General features: G+C 34.2%; 17 protein-coding genes. 9 read left to right on the top strand and 8 right to left on the bottom strand.

Features of this window, described 5'->3' with window-relative positions; genetic code table 11:
• Window positions 1-45 precede the first annotated feature (45 nt).
• From ilvD to ACSVH9_RS07995, 3 genes are all read right to left on the bottom strand, one after another.
• Complete coding sequence (gene ilvD / locus ACSVH9_RS07985; RefSeq protein WP_438063263.1) at window positions 46-1719, bottom strand: dihydroxy-acid dehydratase; 1674 nt, start codon at window positions 1717-1719, stop codon at window positions 46-48.
• Window positions 1720-1972: 253 nt separating this feature from the next.
• The gene (gene leuB, locus ACSVH9_RS07990) at window positions 1973-3088 is read right to left on the bottom strand and encodes a 3-isopropylmalate dehydrogenase (protein ID WP_438063264.1); all 1116 of its coding nucleotides are present in this window, start codon (window positions 3086-3088) and stop codon (window positions 1973-1975) included.
• A gap of 26 nt (window positions 3089-3114) precedes the next feature.
• Entirely contained in the window at window positions 3115-4290 is a 1176-nt protein-coding gene (locus tag ACSVH9_RS07995; protein WP_159685454.1) for a 2-isopropylmalate synthase, read from the bottom strand.
• 153 nt (window positions 4291-4443) lie between these two features.
• Between ACSVH9_RS07995 and ACSVH9_RS08000 the strand changes: the two genes are divergently transcribed.
• Window positions 4444-5988 carry a hypothetical protein gene (locus ACSVH9_RS08000; RefSeq protein ID WP_438063265.1) on the top strand — a complete coding sequence of 515 codons (1545 nt, stop codon included), beginning with the start codon at window positions 4444-4446 and terminating at the stop codon, window positions 5986-5988.
• A gap of 39 nt (window positions 5989-6027) precedes the next feature.
• Here ACSVH9_RS08000 and ACSVH9_RS08005 read toward each other — a convergent pair whose 3' ends face one another.
• The 3 genes from ACSVH9_RS08005 to ACSVH9_RS08015 are packed head-to-tail and all read right to left on the bottom strand — an operon-like array spanning window position 6028 to window position 7196.
• On the bottom strand, window positions 6028-6249 hold the full coding sequence (locus ACSVH9_RS08005; protein WP_438063266.1) for a hypothetical protein: 222 nt from the start codon (window positions 6247-6249) through the stop codon (window positions 6028-6030).
• Window positions 6250-6309: 60 nt separating this feature from the next.
• Entirely contained in the window at window positions 6310-6600 is a 291-nt protein-coding gene (locus ACSVH9_RS08010; RefSeq protein WP_438063267.1) for a putative quinol monooxygenase, read from the bottom strand.
• Window positions 6601-6602: 2 nt separating this feature from the next.
• Window positions 6603-7196 carry an NAD(P)H-dependent oxidoreductase gene (locus tag ACSVH9_RS08015; protein WP_438063268.1) on the bottom strand — a complete coding sequence of 198 codons (594 nt, stop codon included), beginning with the start codon at window positions 7194-7196 and terminating at the stop codon, window positions 6603-6605.
• A 97-nt stretch (window positions 7197-7293) separates the two neighbouring features.
• On the opposite strand from ACSVH9_RS08015, the gene ACSVH9_RS08020 reads away from it, so the two are divergent.
• Entirely contained in the window at window positions 7294-8190 is an 897-nt protein-coding gene (locus tag ACSVH9_RS08020) for a LysR family transcriptional regulator (protein WP_438063269.1), read from the top strand.
• A 42-nt stretch (window positions 8191-8232) separates the two neighbouring features.
• On the opposite strand, the gene ACSVH9_RS08025 is transcribed toward ACSVH9_RS08020, so the two are convergent.
• Entirely contained in the window at window positions 8233-10209 is a 1977-nt protein-coding gene (locus ACSVH9_RS08025) for an alpha-ketoacid dehydrogenase subunit alpha/beta (RefSeq protein ID WP_438063270.1), read from the bottom strand.
• 171 nt (window positions 10210-10380) lie between these two features.
• On the opposite strand from ACSVH9_RS08025, the gene ACSVH9_RS08030 reads away from it, so the two are divergent.
• The 7 genes from ACSVH9_RS08030 (at window position 10381) to ACSVH9_RS08060 (ending at window position 15495) form a co-directional block, all read left to right on the top strand.
• Window positions 10381-11334: an isopenicillin N synthase family dioxygenase gene (locus ACSVH9_RS08030; protein ID WP_298294315.1), complete on the top strand. Its 954-nt coding sequence runs from the start codon at window positions 10381-10383 to the stop codon at window positions 11332-11334.
• Between the two features lie 86 nt (window positions 11335-11420).
• Window positions 11421-11750 carry a translation initiation factor gene (locus ACSVH9_RS08035; RefSeq protein WP_438063271.1) on the top strand — a complete coding sequence of 110 codons (330 nt, stop codon included), beginning with the start codon at window positions 11421-11423 and terminating at the stop codon, window positions 11748-11750.
• Window positions 11751-11898: 148 nt separating this feature from the next.
• Complete coding sequence (locus ACSVH9_RS08040) at window positions 11899-12765, top strand: nucleoside phosphorylase (protein ID WP_438063272.1); 867 nt, start codon at window positions 11899-11901, stop codon at window positions 12763-12765.
• Window positions 12766-12776: 11 nt separating this feature from the next.
• Complete coding sequence (locus tag ACSVH9_RS08045; protein ID WP_438063273.1) at window positions 12777-13157, top strand: VOC family protein; 381 nt, start codon at window positions 12777-12779, stop codon at window positions 13155-13157.
• Window positions 13154-13690, top strand: a complete 537-nt coding sequence (locus ACSVH9_RS08050; RefSeq protein WP_438063274.1) for a GNAT family N-acetyltransferase — start codon at window positions 13154-13156, stop codon at window positions 13688-13690. Before ACSVH9_RS08045 ends, ACSVH9_RS08050 begins: the two co-directional genes overlap by 4 nt.
• A complete protein-coding gene (locus ACSVH9_RS08055) occupies window positions 13691-14542 on the top strand; it encodes a substrate-binding domain-containing protein (protein ID WP_438063275.1) in 852 nt (283 codons plus the stop codon).
• 20 nt (window positions 14543-14562) lie between these two features.
• Window positions 14563-15495, top strand: a complete 933-nt coding sequence (locus ACSVH9_RS08060) for a transglutaminase (protein WP_438063276.1) — start codon at window positions 14563-14565, stop codon at window positions 15493-15495.
• A gap of 1 nt (window position 15496) precedes the next feature.
• Here the strand turns inward: ACSVH9_RS08060 and ACSVH9_RS08065 are convergent, their stop codons facing one another.
• Window positions 15497-16627, bottom strand: coding sequence for a serine hydrolase (locus ACSVH9_RS08065; protein WP_438063277.1), 1131 nt, complete (start codon window positions 16625-16627; stop codon window positions 15497-15499).
• Window positions 16628-16631: the final 4 nt, after the last annotated feature.

Here is a 16631-nt window from a genome sequence, read left to right on the forward strand (position 1 = left end):
TATTATTTGGAAATGAAATTGCTTTCATTTTTTAAATATTTCTAGTTATTTATCGGTTACGCATCCTGTTGAAGCACTAGAGACCGATCTAGCGTATTTAAGTAACACCCCTTTTGTAACTTTTAGTGGTGGTTGTACCCAATTGGCTTTTCGTCTTGCAAACTCTTCATCAGAAATCTTAAGGTTAATCGTATTCTTGACGGCGTCAATACTAATTACGTCTCCTTCTTCGATTAGAGCAATTCCACCACCATCATAAGCCTCTGGAGTGATATGACCTACCACGAAACCATGAGAACCTCCTGAGAATCTTCCATCAGTAATTAAAGCTACCGAATTTCCTAAGCCTGCTCCCATTATGGCAGATGTTGGTTTCAACATCTCAGGCATACCTGGGCCACCTTTAGGACCACAGTATCTAATTACTACTACGTTACCTGGTTTTACTTTTCCAGCTTCTATTCCGGGAATCACTTCAAACTCACTTTCAAAAACTACGGCTGTACCTTCAAAATATTCACCTTCTTTACCACTTATTTTGGCTACACAACCTTCTTCAGCAAGATTTCCATATAAAATTTGAATATTTCCTGTAGGTTTTAATGCTTTTTGTATTTCGTGAATCACATCCTGTCCATCATTTAAGTCTGGAATATTCGCCAAGTTTTCAGCTACTGTTTTACCAGTTACTGTGATACAATCACCATGAATCAAGCCGTTTTTCAATAAATATTTTAAAACTGCTGGAACTCCTCCTGCATAATGAAGATTCTCCATCATGTATTTACCACTTGGTTTCAAATCACCTAGCATAGGTGTTTTATCACTAATATTTTGAAAATCTTTCAAGGTAATTTCAATATCAACTGAATGCGCCATTGCGATTAAATGCATTACCGCATTGGTAGAACCTCCAAGAACAGCTACAATCGTAATCGCATTTTCAAACGCTTTTCGAGTCATAATATCCCTTGGCTTGATGTCTTTTTCGAGCAACAATCGGATGTATTTACCAGCATCCAAACATTCATTTCTTTTTTGTTCACTCAAAGCCGGATTAGATGAACTGTATGGTAAACTCATTCCCAAAGCCTCAATTGCTGAAGCCATAGTATTGGCAGTATACATTCCACCGCAAGCACCTGGACCAGGGCAAGAATTTTGAATTACCCCTTTAAAATCTTCTTCAGAAATTGTTTTTTGTAATTTTTTACCCAAAGCTTCAAAAGCAGAAACGATATTGAGCTTCTCACCTTTCCATTCCCCTGAATGAATTGATCCGCCATAAACCATAATGGCTGGTCTATTTACTCTTCCCATTGCAATTAAAGCTCCTGGCATATTTTTATCACATCCCGGTATGGCAATCATAGAATCATACCATTGCGCTCCCATTACAGTTTCGATAGAATCAGCAATCACATCTCTAGAAACCAATGAATAACGCATTCCATCTGTACCGTTAGAAATTCCGTCACTAACGCCAATCGTATTAAAAATTAAGCCAACTAAATCGGCATCCCAAACCCCTTTTTTAACGTGTTTGGCTAAATCATTTAAATGCATGTTACAAGTATTTCCCTCGTATCCCATGCTTACAATTCCTACTTGTGCTTTTTTTAAATCTTCTTCAGTTAATCCAATTCCGTACAACATTGCTTGTGCTGCTGGTTGTGTTTCGTCTTGTGTAATTGTTTTACTGTATTTATTTAATTCCATTTTATGTATATCTATTTTTTTTAAAAATTTGTGTAAAAAAAAACCTTCCAAGAAGCTGGAAGGTTTTTCTATATATGTTTATAACATATTATCATACCATTCCTCTTGCCTGCGTAATAATTACGATGACATTAATAATAGAGGTAATAGTATTGTTATGTTTTTGCATTGTTTTTTTTATTGAAGTCCAAATCTACTAAAAGTTTGGATAAAAAAACAACGAATCCTCTATTTTTAATGTTTTGTCAATAAACTAGACTATAGTTGATCGACCAATTTGTACAAAATCTTTTTTGAAGTACAAATCTTCTGCATCCATAATGTGATTCGCGATAAAATCCCCGACTTCATTTGTTCCAAATCGAGAATCTACCTTTAAATCTACCGTGACGACTTGATTGCTTATGGCAGCTTCTACCGCAGCGATTACTTTTTTAGCTTCTTCAAACAATCCAAAATGTTCCAATAGCATAGCTACCGATAAAATGGATGCAATTGGATTTGCAATATTTTTATCTTTGGCTTCGGTATAACAACCGTGAATGGGTTCAAATAAAGAATGATAATCTCCTATAGAAGCAGATGCCATTAACCCGATTGAACCCGAGATAACGCTTGCTTCATCCGATAGAATATCACCAAACAAATTATCCGTTAATAAAACATCAAACTGTCTTGGATTCAAAATGATTTGCATTGCTGCATTGTCTACATACAAGAAATTCAATTCTACATCTGGATAATCCGTAGCGATTTCTGCTACTACTCTTCTCCAAAGACGAGAGGTTTCTAATACATTGGCTTTGTCAACTAATGTCACTTTTTTGCGTCTAGCCTGGGCAGCTTTGAAAGCCAAATGAGTGATTTTTGCAATTTCAGATTCATTATATTCACACAAATCCGAAGCATACGTTTCGGTTTCGTTGGTTGTTTTTTTGCCAAAATATAAGCCACCATTCAATTCTCTGTACACTACAAAATCAGTTCCATCTAAAACTTCTTTTTTAATAGGAGAAGAACTCATTAAATGAGGATAAGCTTTTATTGGACGAATATTGGCATACAAGCCTAATTCTTTTCTTAATTTTAATAATCCCTGTTCTGGACGAACTTTTGCAGTTGGGTTATTGTCGTATATAGGGTCTCCGATTGCACCAAATAAGATACAATCTGTGTTTCTACACAAATTCAAAGTTTGATCTGGAAGTGGTTTTCCTGTTTTTTCTATGGCTATTGCACCAATATAAGCGTCTTCAAAAACAAATTCGTGATTGTAAACCACACCAATAGCGTTCAAAGCTTTTTTAGCTTGCATTGTTACCTCTGGACCTATTCCGTCTCCTGAAAGTACTGCTATTTTTAAATTCATAATCTTTTGGTCTTAATAGTCTTGGTTTAGTTTCTGGCTAGCTCGCTTTCAATTTTGCAAGCGGCTATGATTTGGTGAATATCGGTATCAACTACTTCTTTTTTAATGTCGGCAAACTTTAAAAATTCTTGATAGACAATATCCAATTGTACTTTGGTTAGCTCATAACCCACTTTTTTTGCTCGGTATGCCAAAGCAGCTCGGCCACTTCTTGCTGTCAAAATAATGGATGATTCATTGACACCAACGTCTAATGGGTCCATAATTTCATAAGTCGCTCTGTTCTTAATTACCCCATCTTGGTGAATTCCTGAACTATGAGCAAAAGCATTGGCACCTACTATCGCTTTGTTAGGTTGCACAATCATTCCCATACTTTCAGAAACCAAACGACTCATTTCATTCAATTGTCGGGTATTGATATTGGTATCCAAATTCAAATACGGGTGTTGCTTAAAAATCATTACCACTTCTTCGAGTGCTGTGTTTCCAGCGCGCTCTCCAATACCATTGATAGTACATTCTATTTGTCTGGCTCCGTTTATTGCTCCAGAAATTGAATTGGCTGTAGCCATTCCTAAATCGTTGTGACAATGACAAGAAAGAATTACATTTTCAATACCTCTTACATTTTCTTTCAAGTATTTAATTTTGGCACCGTATTCTTCTGGCAAGCAATAACCTGTTGTATCTGGGATATTCAAAACAGTAGCTCCCGATTTGATGACTTCCTCACAGACTCGTGCCAAAAATTCATTGTCAGTACGACCAGCATCTTCAGCATAAAACTCTACATCTTCAACATATGATTTTGCATGGGCAACAGCGGCTTTAGCTCTTTCGATTACATCTTCTCTTGTCGTATTCAATTTGTGCATTACATGCGAATCTGAAGTACCAATTCCTGTATGAATTCTAGGTTTTTTGGCATATCGTAAAGCATCAGCAGCAACATCTATATCATTTTTTACGGCTCTAGTTAAACCACAAACCGTTGCATTTTTTACAATTTTGCTAATTTCAGAAACAGATAAAAAATCACCTGGACTAGAAACCGGAAAACCAGCTTCTATTATATCAACTCCCATTTCGTCTAAACGATTTGCAATCACTAGCTTTTGTTTGGTATCTAGCTTGCATCCAGGAACTTGCTCTCCATCTCTTAGTGTGGTGTCAAAAATTTGAACTTTCTCTCTATTCATTTTAATTTATTTAATGTAATTTCACATCTCTAAACAAAAATAGATTTCGTTACACAAGCACAAAAACCAATATATTCAAATATACTCTTTATAAAAGCAGTTAATTGTTTTTAATTAATTGATTTTCAATAGTTTAATATACATTATTTTACAATGGCTAACCATCAAAAAGATTTTTTATTTGTATTGATTAAGTCTCTTTCTAAGTCTGAAAAACGTCAATTTAAAATTTTTGCCAGTCGATTGGAGACTAGTTCAAATACTAAATTCATCGAACTTTTCAATATTTTGGACAAATCAGAAGTCTATGATGAAAAAATGATTTTAAAGAATGGATTGATTAAAAAAGTGCAATTATCCAATTTGAAATCATACTTGTACAAACAAATCCTAGTTAGCATACGCTTAAATATTCCAAGTCAAAATATTCGCTATCAATTGCGTGAACAAATTGATTTTGCGGTGATTTTGTACAACAAAGGATTGTATAAACAAAGCTTGAAAATTCTTGATAAAACCAAAGCCTTAGCCATTGAAAATGACGAAAAATACATGGCTTTTGAAATTGTTGAATTTGAAAAACTAATCGAGTCACAATACATCACGAGAAGTATACAAGGTCGTGCAGACGAATTAGTGGTGCAAGCCAAAGAGTTGAATTATCGCAATACCATTTCGAGTAAGCTATCCAATCTTTCCTTGCAGTTGTATGGCATTATGCTAAAAACGGGATATGTAAAAAGTGATACTGAATACAAGTATATTGATGATTATTTCAAAAAACATATCTCCAAATTAGATGAAAGTAAATTTGGTTTTAGAGAAAAATATTGGTTTTACAATGCCAATTTATGGCGTAGCTTCTTGGTTCAGAACTTTTTGGCCAGTTATAAATATGCCTTTAAATGGGTTACCTTGTTTTATGACAATCCCAATATGATTTATTTGAATCCCGTTTTTTTCTTAAAAGGGAACAATTATCTTTTGGAGTCATTGTACATGCTCAAATACAAATCAAAGTTCAAGAAATACTTAGTTTTACTCGAAGAAACAATTAAAGACCCTCGTTTTCCAATCAACGACAATATTGCTTGCTTGTCCTTTTTGTATTTGTATAACAACAAACTCAATTATCACATTCTCGAAGGCTCATTTGTAGAAAGCGAATATTTGATTCCAGAGATTTTGAATAAACTCAAAATTCACAACGACCATCTTGATGAGCATCATGAAATGTTGTTTTATTACAAAATAGCTTCTATTTACTTTGGTAATGAAAAATATGCAGAATGTATTAATTATCTTGAAAAAATAATCAACAACAAAAACTTATCAATGCGTGAGGATTTGATGTGTTTTTCTAGACTTTTATGCTTAATTGCTCATTATGAACTTGGCAAAGATTTTTATATCGAAAACCAAATCAAAAACACCTATAAATTTTTGATTAAGATGAATGATTTGCATGAAGTGCAAAAAGAAATCATTCGTTTTATGAAAAACTTAAACTCGATTTATCCAAGTGATATCAAAAAAGAGTTTATAAAAATGAAAGAGCGTTTCGTAGAACTTGACAAAAACACTTATGAAAAGAGAGCTTTCTTATACTTGGACATCATTTCTTGGCTTGAAAGCAAAATTGAAAACAGAAAAATTAGTGATATCATAAAAGAAAAAGCCAAAATAAATAATCGATAAAAAACAAAAAGGAGGTATAATTAGTACCTCCTTTTTTGTTTATAGTTCTTTTCTACCTCTCAGAATATCTTCAAAAGTACAGCATTTTACAATTTCTTGCTCCCCTTCTATCATCATTGGCAAATAAATCCATTCCACCTCCGAAAGGTCTTCTTTTAGGTAAAAAGCTATGTCCTCAAAATTGAAAAACCACTCTGTATCATATTGCACTTTGTTTATTGTAGCATCTTGAATTAGAAGTTTTTCTTTAAGTGGTTTCATTTTTAATTTCTCTTACATTAATTTTCAAAATTAAATCATACTATCTGAGTGCACAAATTTTTATGCTATTCGATTGGTAAAATATAACAATGGTTCTTCTTGAAGTAATGATTTTGACTTTTGAAAAAAAGATTGAATGTAATTTTGTTGATTATGAAGGTCAAAACCAACTTGATTTTCCCATACTTCATGAAAAATAAAAAGAGACTTGTCATTCCTATCTTGGTGCAATTCATATTGAATACAAGCTTTTTCTGATTTGGACTTATCAACCATATCCAAAAGTATGTGACGAAGTTCTTCAATATTCTCAGGCTTACTTTTTAAAATTGCTGTTAGATTTATTTTCATAATTAATTTAAAAATAGTTGCTCCAAATGGTTTTGATATTTTTCTAAGTCCTTTTCAACATTGGCATTTTTTTCAATATCGTGAAAATGCATGCTTTGTATTGGTTGTAATCCTACGAATGCATTCATTCTATGAAAACCAAACAATGGCCCTTCATCTACAGAATGTTGATTAAAAAACTCCCCTGGTAAAGTAAAAGCTTCTTTGGGTGCGTTCCATGAAGTGGTAAGCATATATTGTTTTCCAATCAACATACCACCTGTTCCATAATTTATCGTTGGGTTTTCAGCAGAACGACCATCACTTTTGTAAATTCCATTAGCGTGACCTTCTGTAAAAACAACGTCTATATATTTTTTAAAACCATGAGGTAATTGAAACCACCATATTGGAGTATGGTAAATAATCACATCAGCCCAAACAAATTTTTCTACTTCCTCTTTTGGATTATACTCGTCATTAATATTGGTCGTTTTTACTTGAAAATTTGGATTGCTTTCGAAGAACTCTATAGAGGCATTTGCAATAGTTTCATTGAATCGTCCACCTGAATGACCAAATTTTTGTCCACCATTGATTATAAATATTTTTTTCATGATATAAGTTGTATTTTTTGACTTTGCAAAGTTAGAACGTATTTAACTATTACAAAAACAATATAAATTATACCTTTGTATTATAATTATAATAGTTATGGTGAATTTTGAATGGTATCGAACCTTTAAAGCGATTTATAAAACAGGCACTTTGACGAATGCAGCAGAGGTGCTATTCATATCTCAGCCTGGTGTAAGTTTGCACTTAAGTGCTTTAGAAAATTATGTAGGATATAAATTATTTGACCGAAGTGGCAGAAAAATGATTCCTACCGAAAGAGGAAAAGTACTTTACAATTTTATAGTTGAAGCATTGAGTAAACTCGAAGAAGCAGAAAAAATGTTTCAGCGAAGTACCGAAAAAAACACGCCAACCATAAGCGTAGGAATGTGTTTTGAAACCTTTCAAATTACTTTAGAGCAATTTGTTTCTAGCTTGTCTTTCAATATTATCATTCAATTTGGATTGTATCCCGAGATGATAGAAAGTTTAGAAAAAGGAATCTTAGACCTTATCGTAACTCCTCAAATAGTAGCTAAAAACGGAATTGATTATCAAGAGTTTTCTAAAGAAACCATTGTACTTATTGGTGGAAATTCGACTGACAGTGATAAATTTAATGCAATACTTAAAAATGAGAATTTGCTTGAAATCGAAACTTGGTTAAAACAGCAAAAATGGTACGGCACTACTGGCGACATGGAGCATCTTCGCAAATTTTGGCAATTAAATTTTAATAAGCATCCTGATTTTAGACCTAATTACATTGTACCAAATATCAATTCTATTGTTCGTTGTTTAAGTTCAGGGCCAGGTTTAGCAGTAGTTCCTGATTTTCTTTGCAAAAACGAGATAGAAAACGGGTCTGTTCAATTAATTTGGAAAGGGAAAAATCCTTTGATAAATAAACTCTATTTTGCTTCAAGAAAGAAAAACGAACATTCGGCTGAAATAAACTTAATTAAAGAAAAGTTTCTGTCTTTATTAAAATAAAAAGGTTGCTCATATTCCAGAATATAAGCAACCCTTTTGTTATTAATAAGCTATTAAATCCAGCAATTCTTTTTCGAATCTGCCTTTGGGTAAATATTGGTCTTCCAACGCCTTAGTAAATGGGATTGGCGAATCCAAACTGGCTACTCGTTTTACTGGCGCATCCAAATATTCAAAACAATTTTCCATAATCAATGCGGACAAATCACTTGCAATTCCTCCGAAAAGACTGTCTTCTTGGACAATAATTGCCTTTCCTGTTTTCTTCACAGAAGCAAAAATAGTTTCGGTATCCAACGGTTGCAAGGTTCGTAAATCAATCAAATCAGCACTAAGCTGTGGATTTTTATCCAACGTTTCTAATGCCCAATGAACAGTGGCTCCAAAAGCAATAATGGTAATTTGTTCCCCTTCTTTTAAAACGGCTGCTTTACCTAAAGGAAGCGTGTAATACTCCTTTGGAACCTCTTGATAGATAGAACGGTACAATAATTTATGTTCAAAAAATAAAACCGGATTAGGGTCATTAATGGATTCATTTAATAATCCTTTGGCGTCATAAGGAAAAGCAGGATACACTACTTTCAAACCTGGTGTTTTGGTAAACCAAGCTTCGTTGGTTTGTGAATGAAAAGGCCCAGCTTGAGTTCCGCCACCACAAGGCATTCGGACAACAACATCGGCTTTTTCCAACCAACGATAATGCGATTTAGCCAAAAGATTTACTATTGGATTAAAACCTGTAGACACAAAATCTGCAAATTGCATTTCCATGATGGCTTTATACCCATTAATGGACAATCCCATAGCGGCTGAGACAACTGCACTTTCGCAAATAGGCGTATTCCGAACACGTTCTTTACCAAATTCAGCCACAAAACCATCGGTTATTTTAAAAGCACCACCATATTCAGCAATATCTTGCCCCATGATAACAGAATTTTCAAAGCGCTGCATGGATTGTCTTAATCCTTGACTAATCGCATCTATAAATCGAATATTTTCAGTAGCTCCTGAAGGTTCAACAATTTCTGCAACGTAGGGTTTATAAACATCATTTAACTCTTCGTCGAAACTAGCTTCAATTTCCGGTTCGGCATTCGCCAAAGCCCAATCGGTATCGATTTCCTGTTTTATTTTTGCTTTGATTTCAGCATCTTCTGCTTCTGTAAGAATACCATTTTGAAGTAAAAAGTCTTTATAATTCGCAACAGGGTCTTTCACTGCCCATAAATCCATCAATTCTTGAGGAACATATTTAGTACCGCTTGCTTCTTCGTGACCTCGCATTCTAAAGGTTTTAAACTCTAGCAAAATAGGACGAGGACGCTCAACCATCGAGGCTTTTAATTCACTAATCAAAGTAAAAACTTCCAAAATATTATTACCATCCACAATATGGCTTTCCATTCCGTAACCTTTTCCTTTATCGGCTAGATTTTCACAACGGTATTGTTCATTAGTTGGCGTAGAAAGACCATAACCATTGTTTTCAATGACAAAAAGAACTGGTAAATCCCACACAGCGGCAATGTTTAAAGCTTCGTGAAAGTCGCCTTCACTTGTCGCTCCTTCTCCTGTAAAAACAGCTGTAATTTTATTATTCTTTTTTAAGGTATTGGCCAAAGCAATCCCATCGGCCACTCCCAGTTGAGGGCCTAAGTGCGAAATCATTCCAATAATTTTATATTCTTGGGTACCGAAGTGAAAACTACGATCTCTACCTTTTGTAAAACCATTTGCTTTACCTTGCCATTGAGAAAATAATCGGTGTAACGGAATAGCTCTTCCTGTAAAAACTCCTAAATTTCTGTGCATTGGCAAAATATACTCATCTTGGTCTAAAGCAGCGGTAATACCTACAGCAATAGCTTCTTGACCAATGCCTGAAAACCATTTGGATACTTTACCTTGTCGTATCAAGATTAACATTTTTTCCTCAATAAGTCTAGGAAGTAGTATTTTTTTATAGAGACTAATTAATTGTTCGTTGCTAAGTTCTTTTCTATCAAAAGTCATGGTTTTCGATTTTTATGAGTGCTTCAAAGATATAAAAATATAACAGTTTTGATTATTTTTGTTATATTTTTTGATTTTCAAATGATTTTTTAAAAAGTCAGAATTGAAAATATTCTTTACATTTGTAACTAGAAGTTTAAAAAGCTTCTAAATTATCAAAATTCAAATAATATGCAAAACATTCCTAGTGTTGACTTGCGTGATTTCCTTTCGGATGACCCGAAACGTAAACAAAAATTTGTAAATGAAATCGGAACCGCTTATGAAGAAATAGGCTTCGTAGCATTAAAAGGTCATTTTTTGAATGACGAATTAGTTGAGAACTTGTATACCGAAGTTCGTAACTTTTTTTCACTTCCTCTCGAAGTAAAAGAAAAATATGAAATTCCAGGTATTGGTGGACAAAGAGGCTATATTTCTTTTGGAAAAGAACATGCCAAAGGACGCTCAGCTGGAGATTTGAAAGAATTTTGGCATTTTGGCCAATATGTAAGCGAAGGTTCAAAATACGCTGGGGAATATCCTGCCAATGTTGAAGTTTCAGAATTAGCCAATTTTAATACAGTTGGAAAAGAAGCCTATCAAATGTTGGAGAAAACCGGAGTTTATGTATTAAGAGCATTAGCCTTGTTTATTGGTTTGGATGAATTTTATTTTGACCAATACGTAAAAGATGGTAACAGCATTTTGCGACCTATTCATTATCCTCCAATTACAGATGAGCCAAAAGACGGCGCAGTTCGTGCAGCAGCTCACGGAGATATTAATTTGATTACCCTATTAATGGGGGCTCAAGGAAAAGGGTTGCAAGTGCAAAATCACGATGGCGAATGGATTGATGCTATGGCACAACCTGACGAATTAATGATTAATGTTGGTGATATGTTATCCCGTCACACCAATAATCGTTTGAAATCAACCATTCATCAAGTAGTGAATCCACCAAGAGAATTATGGGGAACCTCACGTTATTCTATTCCGTTTTTCATGCATCCTGTTAGCGATATGAAGCTGAATTGCTTGGAAAATTGTATCGATGACCAACACCCTAAATTGTTTGATGATATCACTGCTGGCGATTATTTATATGAGCGTTTGGTGGATTTGGGTTTAATCAAAAAATAAAAGGATAAACATACTATCAGTAATTCCAAATTCCAAAGCTTACCCACTTGGAATTTGGAATTTGATTTTTTTAAAAGTTTAATTTTATGGATTTACAAGACCAATTAAAGCATCTTTTTCCAGATCATCAACCCCTTCCTGACGAACCTGTCGAGGAAGTAGCGCACGAATTGTACGTGCAAAAAGAACCGATGATTTGTAAATACGAAAAACGAAAAGGCAAAGCCACCACGATTATAGAAGGCTACGAAGGAACCGATGAAGATTTCAAAATTCTAGCCAAAGAAATAAAAACAAAATTGAGTGTTGGCGGTACTTTCAAAGAAGGAGCGATAATCATTCAAGGGGATTACCGTGATAAAATTATGACCCTTTTAAAAGAGAAAGGCTTTAAAACAAAAAGAGTTGGAGGGTAAAATAGTAAGTGTTCAGTATGCAGTTTTTAGTGTTCGGTTTAACAGATAAAAAACACAAAAGCACGTACTTTAGTCCTCAGAATGCAGGTTTTAATACTCAGTTTAACAACATTAAACGATTAAAGCTCAAACAATTTAAACATAGGTTATGATAAAAGATTCCGAATTAATACTCAACCCAGATGGTAGCGTTTATCATCTTAACTTAAAGCCAGAACAAATTGCAACTACAATTCTGTTTGTGGGTGATCAAGATCGTGTAGAAAAAATCACTAAACACTTTGAAACTATTGAGTTTACCGTTCAAAAAAGAGAATTCAAAACGCAAACCGGAACCTATAAAGGCAAGCGAATTAGTGTGATTTCTACTGGAATTGGTCCAGATAATATAGATATTGTACTCAATGAACTCGACGCTTTAGTCAATATCGATTTAAAAACCAGAAAGATAAAAGACACCCTAACAGCGTTACGAATCATCAGAATTGGAACTTCAGGTTCTCTGCAAGCCGATATTCCTGTAGATCATTTTGTGATGGCGCAATACGGACTAGGATTAGACAATATGCTTCGCTCTTATTTGATTGATTCAATTTCTGAGACTCGTTTAGAAAAAGCCTTTATCGAACATACCCACTGGGATTTGAAAAAAGGAACGCCTTATGTTATTGGTTGTTCTACTGAGTTGGAGCAATTAATTGCAAGTGAACAAATTCATAAAGGAATTACGGCAACGGCTGGTGGTTTTTATGGACCACAAGGGCGTGTGTTGCGTTTAGGAATTCAAGATCCAGAATTGAATTCTAAAATGGATTCCTTTAGTTTTGAAGGGCATCGCATTACCAATCTAGAAATGGAAACCAGTGCTATTTATGGACTCGGTAAATTACTAGGACATCATTGCTTATCAATGAATGCCATCATTGCCAACCGCGCGAACGGAACTTTTAGCCAAGATCCTTATAAAGCGGTAGACGAACTTATTTTGTATACGCTCAATAAACTAGCCCAATAAAATTTATTTGGATGACATTTAGATTTGCAAGACATACTAACGATTTAGAAAAGATTAAATCATTTTATATCCATATTTTAGGCTTCGAATTATTGGGATGTTTTAAAAATCACAACGGGTATGATGGTATTTTTATTGGCAAATCGAATGAAAATTGGCATCTAGAATTTACAAAATCGGAAGAAACTATTACTTTTAATTTTGGAGACGAAGATTTTTTAGTTTTTTATCCCAATTGCATTGAAGATTACGATAGAATAATTTCTAGTTTAAATACAAACGCTATAAAAAGGAGGCCAACGAAAAATCCATATTGGAACGAAAATGGCAAATTGTTTTTTGACCCCGATGGATACGGTATAATTATTTCAAATTTAAAAACACAAGCATGAATGTCCTTCTCGAAACTGACCGATTAATTCTTCGCCCATTTACGCTTGACGATGCCGAAGCCATGTTTATTATGGATTCCAATCCTAATGTTCATAAATATTTATGGAACAAACCCGTTCAAAATGTTTCAGAAATCTATCCGGTGATTGAATCGCTTCAAAAACAATATGCAGCAAATAAAATTGGTCGTTTTGCTACTTTTTTAAAAGAAGAGGGACAATTTATCGGTTGGACAGGTATTAAGTTCATCAACGACCATATAGAAAACGGAAATACTAATTTTTACGATTACGGATACCGCTTGGACGAGCGCTTTTGGAACAAAGGATACGCCACCGAAGCCACAAAATTTTGGCTGGAGTATGGTTTTAATGAAATGAAGATACAAGAAATGAATGCTTACACCCACACCCAAAATGGTGCTTCTAATCATATCTTAAGCAAATGCGGAATGCAATTTATAGAAGAATATACGACTGAAGATGGTATCAATTGGAAATGGTGGCAACTATTGAATCCAAATCAAAAATAAATGACAACAATACGAATAGCTGGTGTTCCAGAACATTTTAATTTACCTTGGCATTTAGCCATAGAAAATGGAGATTTTAAAAAAGCAGCCATCGATTTGCAATGGACAGATGTTCCAGAAGGCACGGGTAAAATGTGCCAAATGCTTCGTGATGGGAGTACGGATATTGCTATTATTTTAACCGAAGGTATCGTAAAAGATATTACCGCTGGCAATCCTTCAAAAATAGTTCAAGTGTATGTTGAAACTCCATTAATTTGGGGAATTCACGTTGCAGCCCAATCCAAATACAAGACCTTAGCCCAACTTGAAGGCACCAAAGCCGCTATTTCAAGAATAGGTTCTGGTTCTCAATTAATGGCCTATGTCAATGCTGGTAATCAAAAGTGGGACGCTAATTCCTTGACATTTGAAATTGTAAATACGATTGATGGAGCTGTCACTGCTTTGACCGAAGGTACTGCTGATTACTTTATGTGGGAACGATTTATGACACAACCTCTTGTAGACAAAGGAATTTTCAGGAGAATTGCTGATTGTCCCACACCTTGGCCTTGTTTTGTTGTTGCTGTTCGAGAAGAAATTCTAAATCAAAACCCTGAAATAATTGCAAAAATACTTGAAGTAATTAACTCCAATACATTAAATTTTAAATCGTTACTTAATATTATTGAAAAATTAGCAGTACGTTTTCATCAAAAAGAAGAAGACCTTGAAAAATGGTTGGCTTTAACCGAATGGTCACAAAATCAGTTAAGTGAAAATGTGTTAAACAATGTCCAAAATCAATTGTTAGAACTCGGAATTATTGATAAAAAAAGTACATTTGCTGAAATAGTAAAAGTGGTATAATCGTACTCCTTTTTTAAGATATGATAGACCCAAAAAAAATTGATTTAAATAAGCTAAAAACCCAACTTCAAGTCAAGAAACCTTGGGACATTATTATTATATCTTTTTTGAACTTGGTCATCACCTTCCCTGTTTTCATCATTATTCATCACAATGTTATTGATTTCAATTGGCCTTTTAATTTAGACCGAATTCTGATATTCTTGTTGGTCTTCATTGTTATTCATTTCGTTCTGAATGCAATGCGAACCTTTATGATGATTGCCATTCTGATTTATTTTTTTGTTCTTATTTACGGGAGTATTTTTGGAAATTACGGATTTAATAGCGTCGTTGAAGATTACAATTCAATGGTTTACACTATGTCTGACAGTCCTTACCCTCAAGATATTATCATTGCCAAACTCCTTCCCTTTCCCAATAAATCAAAGATTTTGAGCGCCATTGAATATGAAAATCCAAAAGTGCGCAATTTTGCCATTATGGCTACTACAAAGCACTTTCGAAATCTAAAAGGATATAGCGATTACAGAACCATTATTCAGTGTTTTGCTGTTTTCAAGGAAATCAATTCGCGTTGGAATTACGTTCACGACCCTAAAGAAGGCGATTATATTGCTACAGCAACAGAATCTTTGATGTATTTCTCTGGCGATTGTGATGACCATTCCATTCTTATGGCAGCTTGTGTTAGAGCAATTGGTGGCACTCCAAGATTAATTCACACCAAAGGGCACATTTATCCTGAAATCTTAATTGGCTCGATGGAAGATTTAGAAAAAGTGAATTATTTAATCAAAAACGAACTATTCCCGAGAGAAAGCGCCAAGAAACAATTGCATTATCACATCGATGAGCGTGGGCAAGTATGGATGAATTTGGATTATACCGCGAAATATCCCGGAGGTCCTTTCTTATTCGAGGAAATTTTAGGAGCCTTGACCTTAAACTAGATTATTGCTTTGTTTTTTTATGCAATTGTCGACCGAGTTCTCCCAAAAAAGGAAATCCAATCGAATCATATTCATAAATTCCATCGTTAAAAATTTTGTTTTTATTGACCAAAATAGTGGCCGATACTAAAAACTCAATGTTGTTTTTCGAATCAACGATATACGCACAATCCGTAAGTGTTCCGTACGCTTCTCCAACTTTGTTGTAAATTTTGATGTAATCAGGAATAGGTTCTTTGGTATCACCAAACATAAAAAACTTACAATACCCATCAAAATATTCTTTTGGGTCATATCCTGCATTTCTTGGCAAGTTTTGCATCGAAAACAATATAAATTCTCTGCTTTTTTCTGAAAGCTTGAAACGCTCATTTTCCTCAAAAGCTTCTGGAAAGACAATTCTTTTCAATGTATTATGCAATGTCTCTAAAGGATAATAGTTTTTTGATGAAAAATCGAATGGATTTTGAATGATTTGCTCTCCTTCTAAATAGCCATTTCCTTTTTGAATTCCATTTAGCTTCAAGGGAACAAATGCTTTTGTTTGAATTGATGGGAATTTCACAACTGAACCATCGTCTTTATACAAAGTGATAGGTTTTATTACTCTACTACCAGAATTTGCTGTCGATAATCGATGAGTAATTCTGAATGGCGACAAACCCTTATTTTTCATACCATTGTTCAAATCATCAAATCCGATAAATTCGAACAAATGATTACTGGCTTCATTATCACTTACTGCAAACAACTTTGAAACTTCTTCTGAGAATTTCCATTGTGTTGCCTCTTCTCCAATGGAGAATGTTGAATTTACTGAGGTATTCGAAATTGCATCTAACTTCTCTAAGGCCATGACTGCAATAGGGAATTTCACTGTACTGGCAGGATAGAAATAGTTTTTGGAGTCTACATTATACTTAAAATCAATAAAAGAAGCCTTTCCGTTAGCAGCTCGTTTAATTTGAGAATAAATGATTTGAACCTCATATTCTTCGGGATTTTGCATTACTTGATGAATAATCCCTTTTGGTGTTTTTAAAGTCTCTCTTAATGGATTGTTTCGCAAGCCACTACAGCCTACTAAAACTGTTAGCAGTGAGCAAAAGAAAATAGTGTAGCCTTTTTTCATAAAA

Source organism: Flavobacterium sp. RSSB_23, from assembly GCF_051547145.1.
Classification (GTDB): domain Bacteria; phylum Bacteroidota; class Bacteroidia; order Flavobacteriales; family Flavobacteriaceae; genus Flavobacterium.

What these genes read in the sequence shown, in the direction of transcription:
- ilvD (WP_438063263.1), bottom strand. Translation starts at nt 1,719, where the DNA reads ATGGAATTAAATAAATACAGTAAAACAATTACACAAGACGAAACACAA.
- leuB (WP_438063264.1), bottom strand. Translation starts at nt 3,088, where the DNA reads ATGAATTTAAAAATAGCAGTACTTTCAGGAGACGGAATAGGTCCAGAG.
- ACSVH9_RS07995 (WP_159685454.1), bottom strand. Translation starts at nt 4,290, where the DNA reads ATGAATAGAGAGAAAGTTCAAATTTTTGACACCACACTAAGAGATGGA.
- ACSVH9_RS08000 (WP_438063265.1), top strand. Translation starts at nt 4,444, where the DNA reads ATGGCTAACCATCAAAAAGATTTTTTATTTGTATTGATTAAGTCTCTT.
- ACSVH9_RS08005 (WP_438063266.1), bottom strand. Translation starts at nt 6,249, where the DNA reads ATGAAACCACTTAAAGAAAAACTTCTAATTCAAGATGCTACAATAAAC.
- ACSVH9_RS08010 (WP_438063267.1), bottom strand. Translation starts at nt 6,600, where the DNA reads ATGAAAATAAATCTAACAGCAATTTTAAAAAGTAAGCCTGAGAATATT.
- ACSVH9_RS08015 (WP_438063268.1), bottom strand. Translation starts at nt 7,196, where the DNA reads ATGAAAAAAATATTTATAATCAATGGTGGACAAAAATTTGGTCATTCA.
- ACSVH9_RS08020 (WP_438063269.1), top strand. Translation starts at nt 7,294, where the DNA reads ATGGTGAATTTTGAATGGTATCGAACCTTTAAAGCGATTTATAAAACA.
- ACSVH9_RS08025 (WP_438063270.1), bottom strand. Translation starts at nt 10,209, where the DNA reads ATGACTTTTGATAGAAAAGAACTTAGCAACGAACAATTAATTAGTCTC.
- ACSVH9_RS08030 (WP_298294315.1), top strand. Translation starts at nt 10,381, where the DNA reads ATGCAAAACATTCCTAGTGTTGACTTGCGTGATTTCCTTTCGGATGAC.
- ACSVH9_RS08035 (WP_438063271.1), top strand. Translation starts at nt 11,421, where the DNA reads ATGGATTTACAAGACCAATTAAAGCATCTTTTTCCAGATCATCAACCC.
- ACSVH9_RS08040 (WP_438063272.1), top strand. Translation starts at nt 11,899, where the DNA reads ATGATAAAAGATTCCGAATTAATACTCAACCCAGATGGTAGCGTTTAT.
- ACSVH9_RS08045 (WP_438063273.1), top strand. Translation starts at nt 12,777, where the DNA reads ATGACATTTAGATTTGCAAGACATACTAACGATTTAGAAAAGATTAAA.
- ACSVH9_RS08050 (WP_438063274.1), top strand. Translation starts at nt 13,154, where the DNA reads ATGAATGTCCTTCTCGAAACTGACCGATTAATTCTTCGCCCATTTACG.
- ACSVH9_RS08055 (WP_438063275.1), top strand. Translation starts at nt 13,691, where the DNA reads ATGACAACAATACGAATAGCTGGTGTTCCAGAACATTTTAATTTACCT.
- ACSVH9_RS08060 (WP_438063276.1), top strand. Translation starts at nt 14,563, where the DNA reads ATGATAGACCCAAAAAAAATTGATTTAAATAAGCTAAAAACCCAACTT.
- ACSVH9_RS08065 (WP_438063277.1), bottom strand. Translation starts at nt 16,627, where the DNA reads ATGAAAAAAGGCTACACTATTTTCTTTTGCTCACTGCTAACAGTTTTA.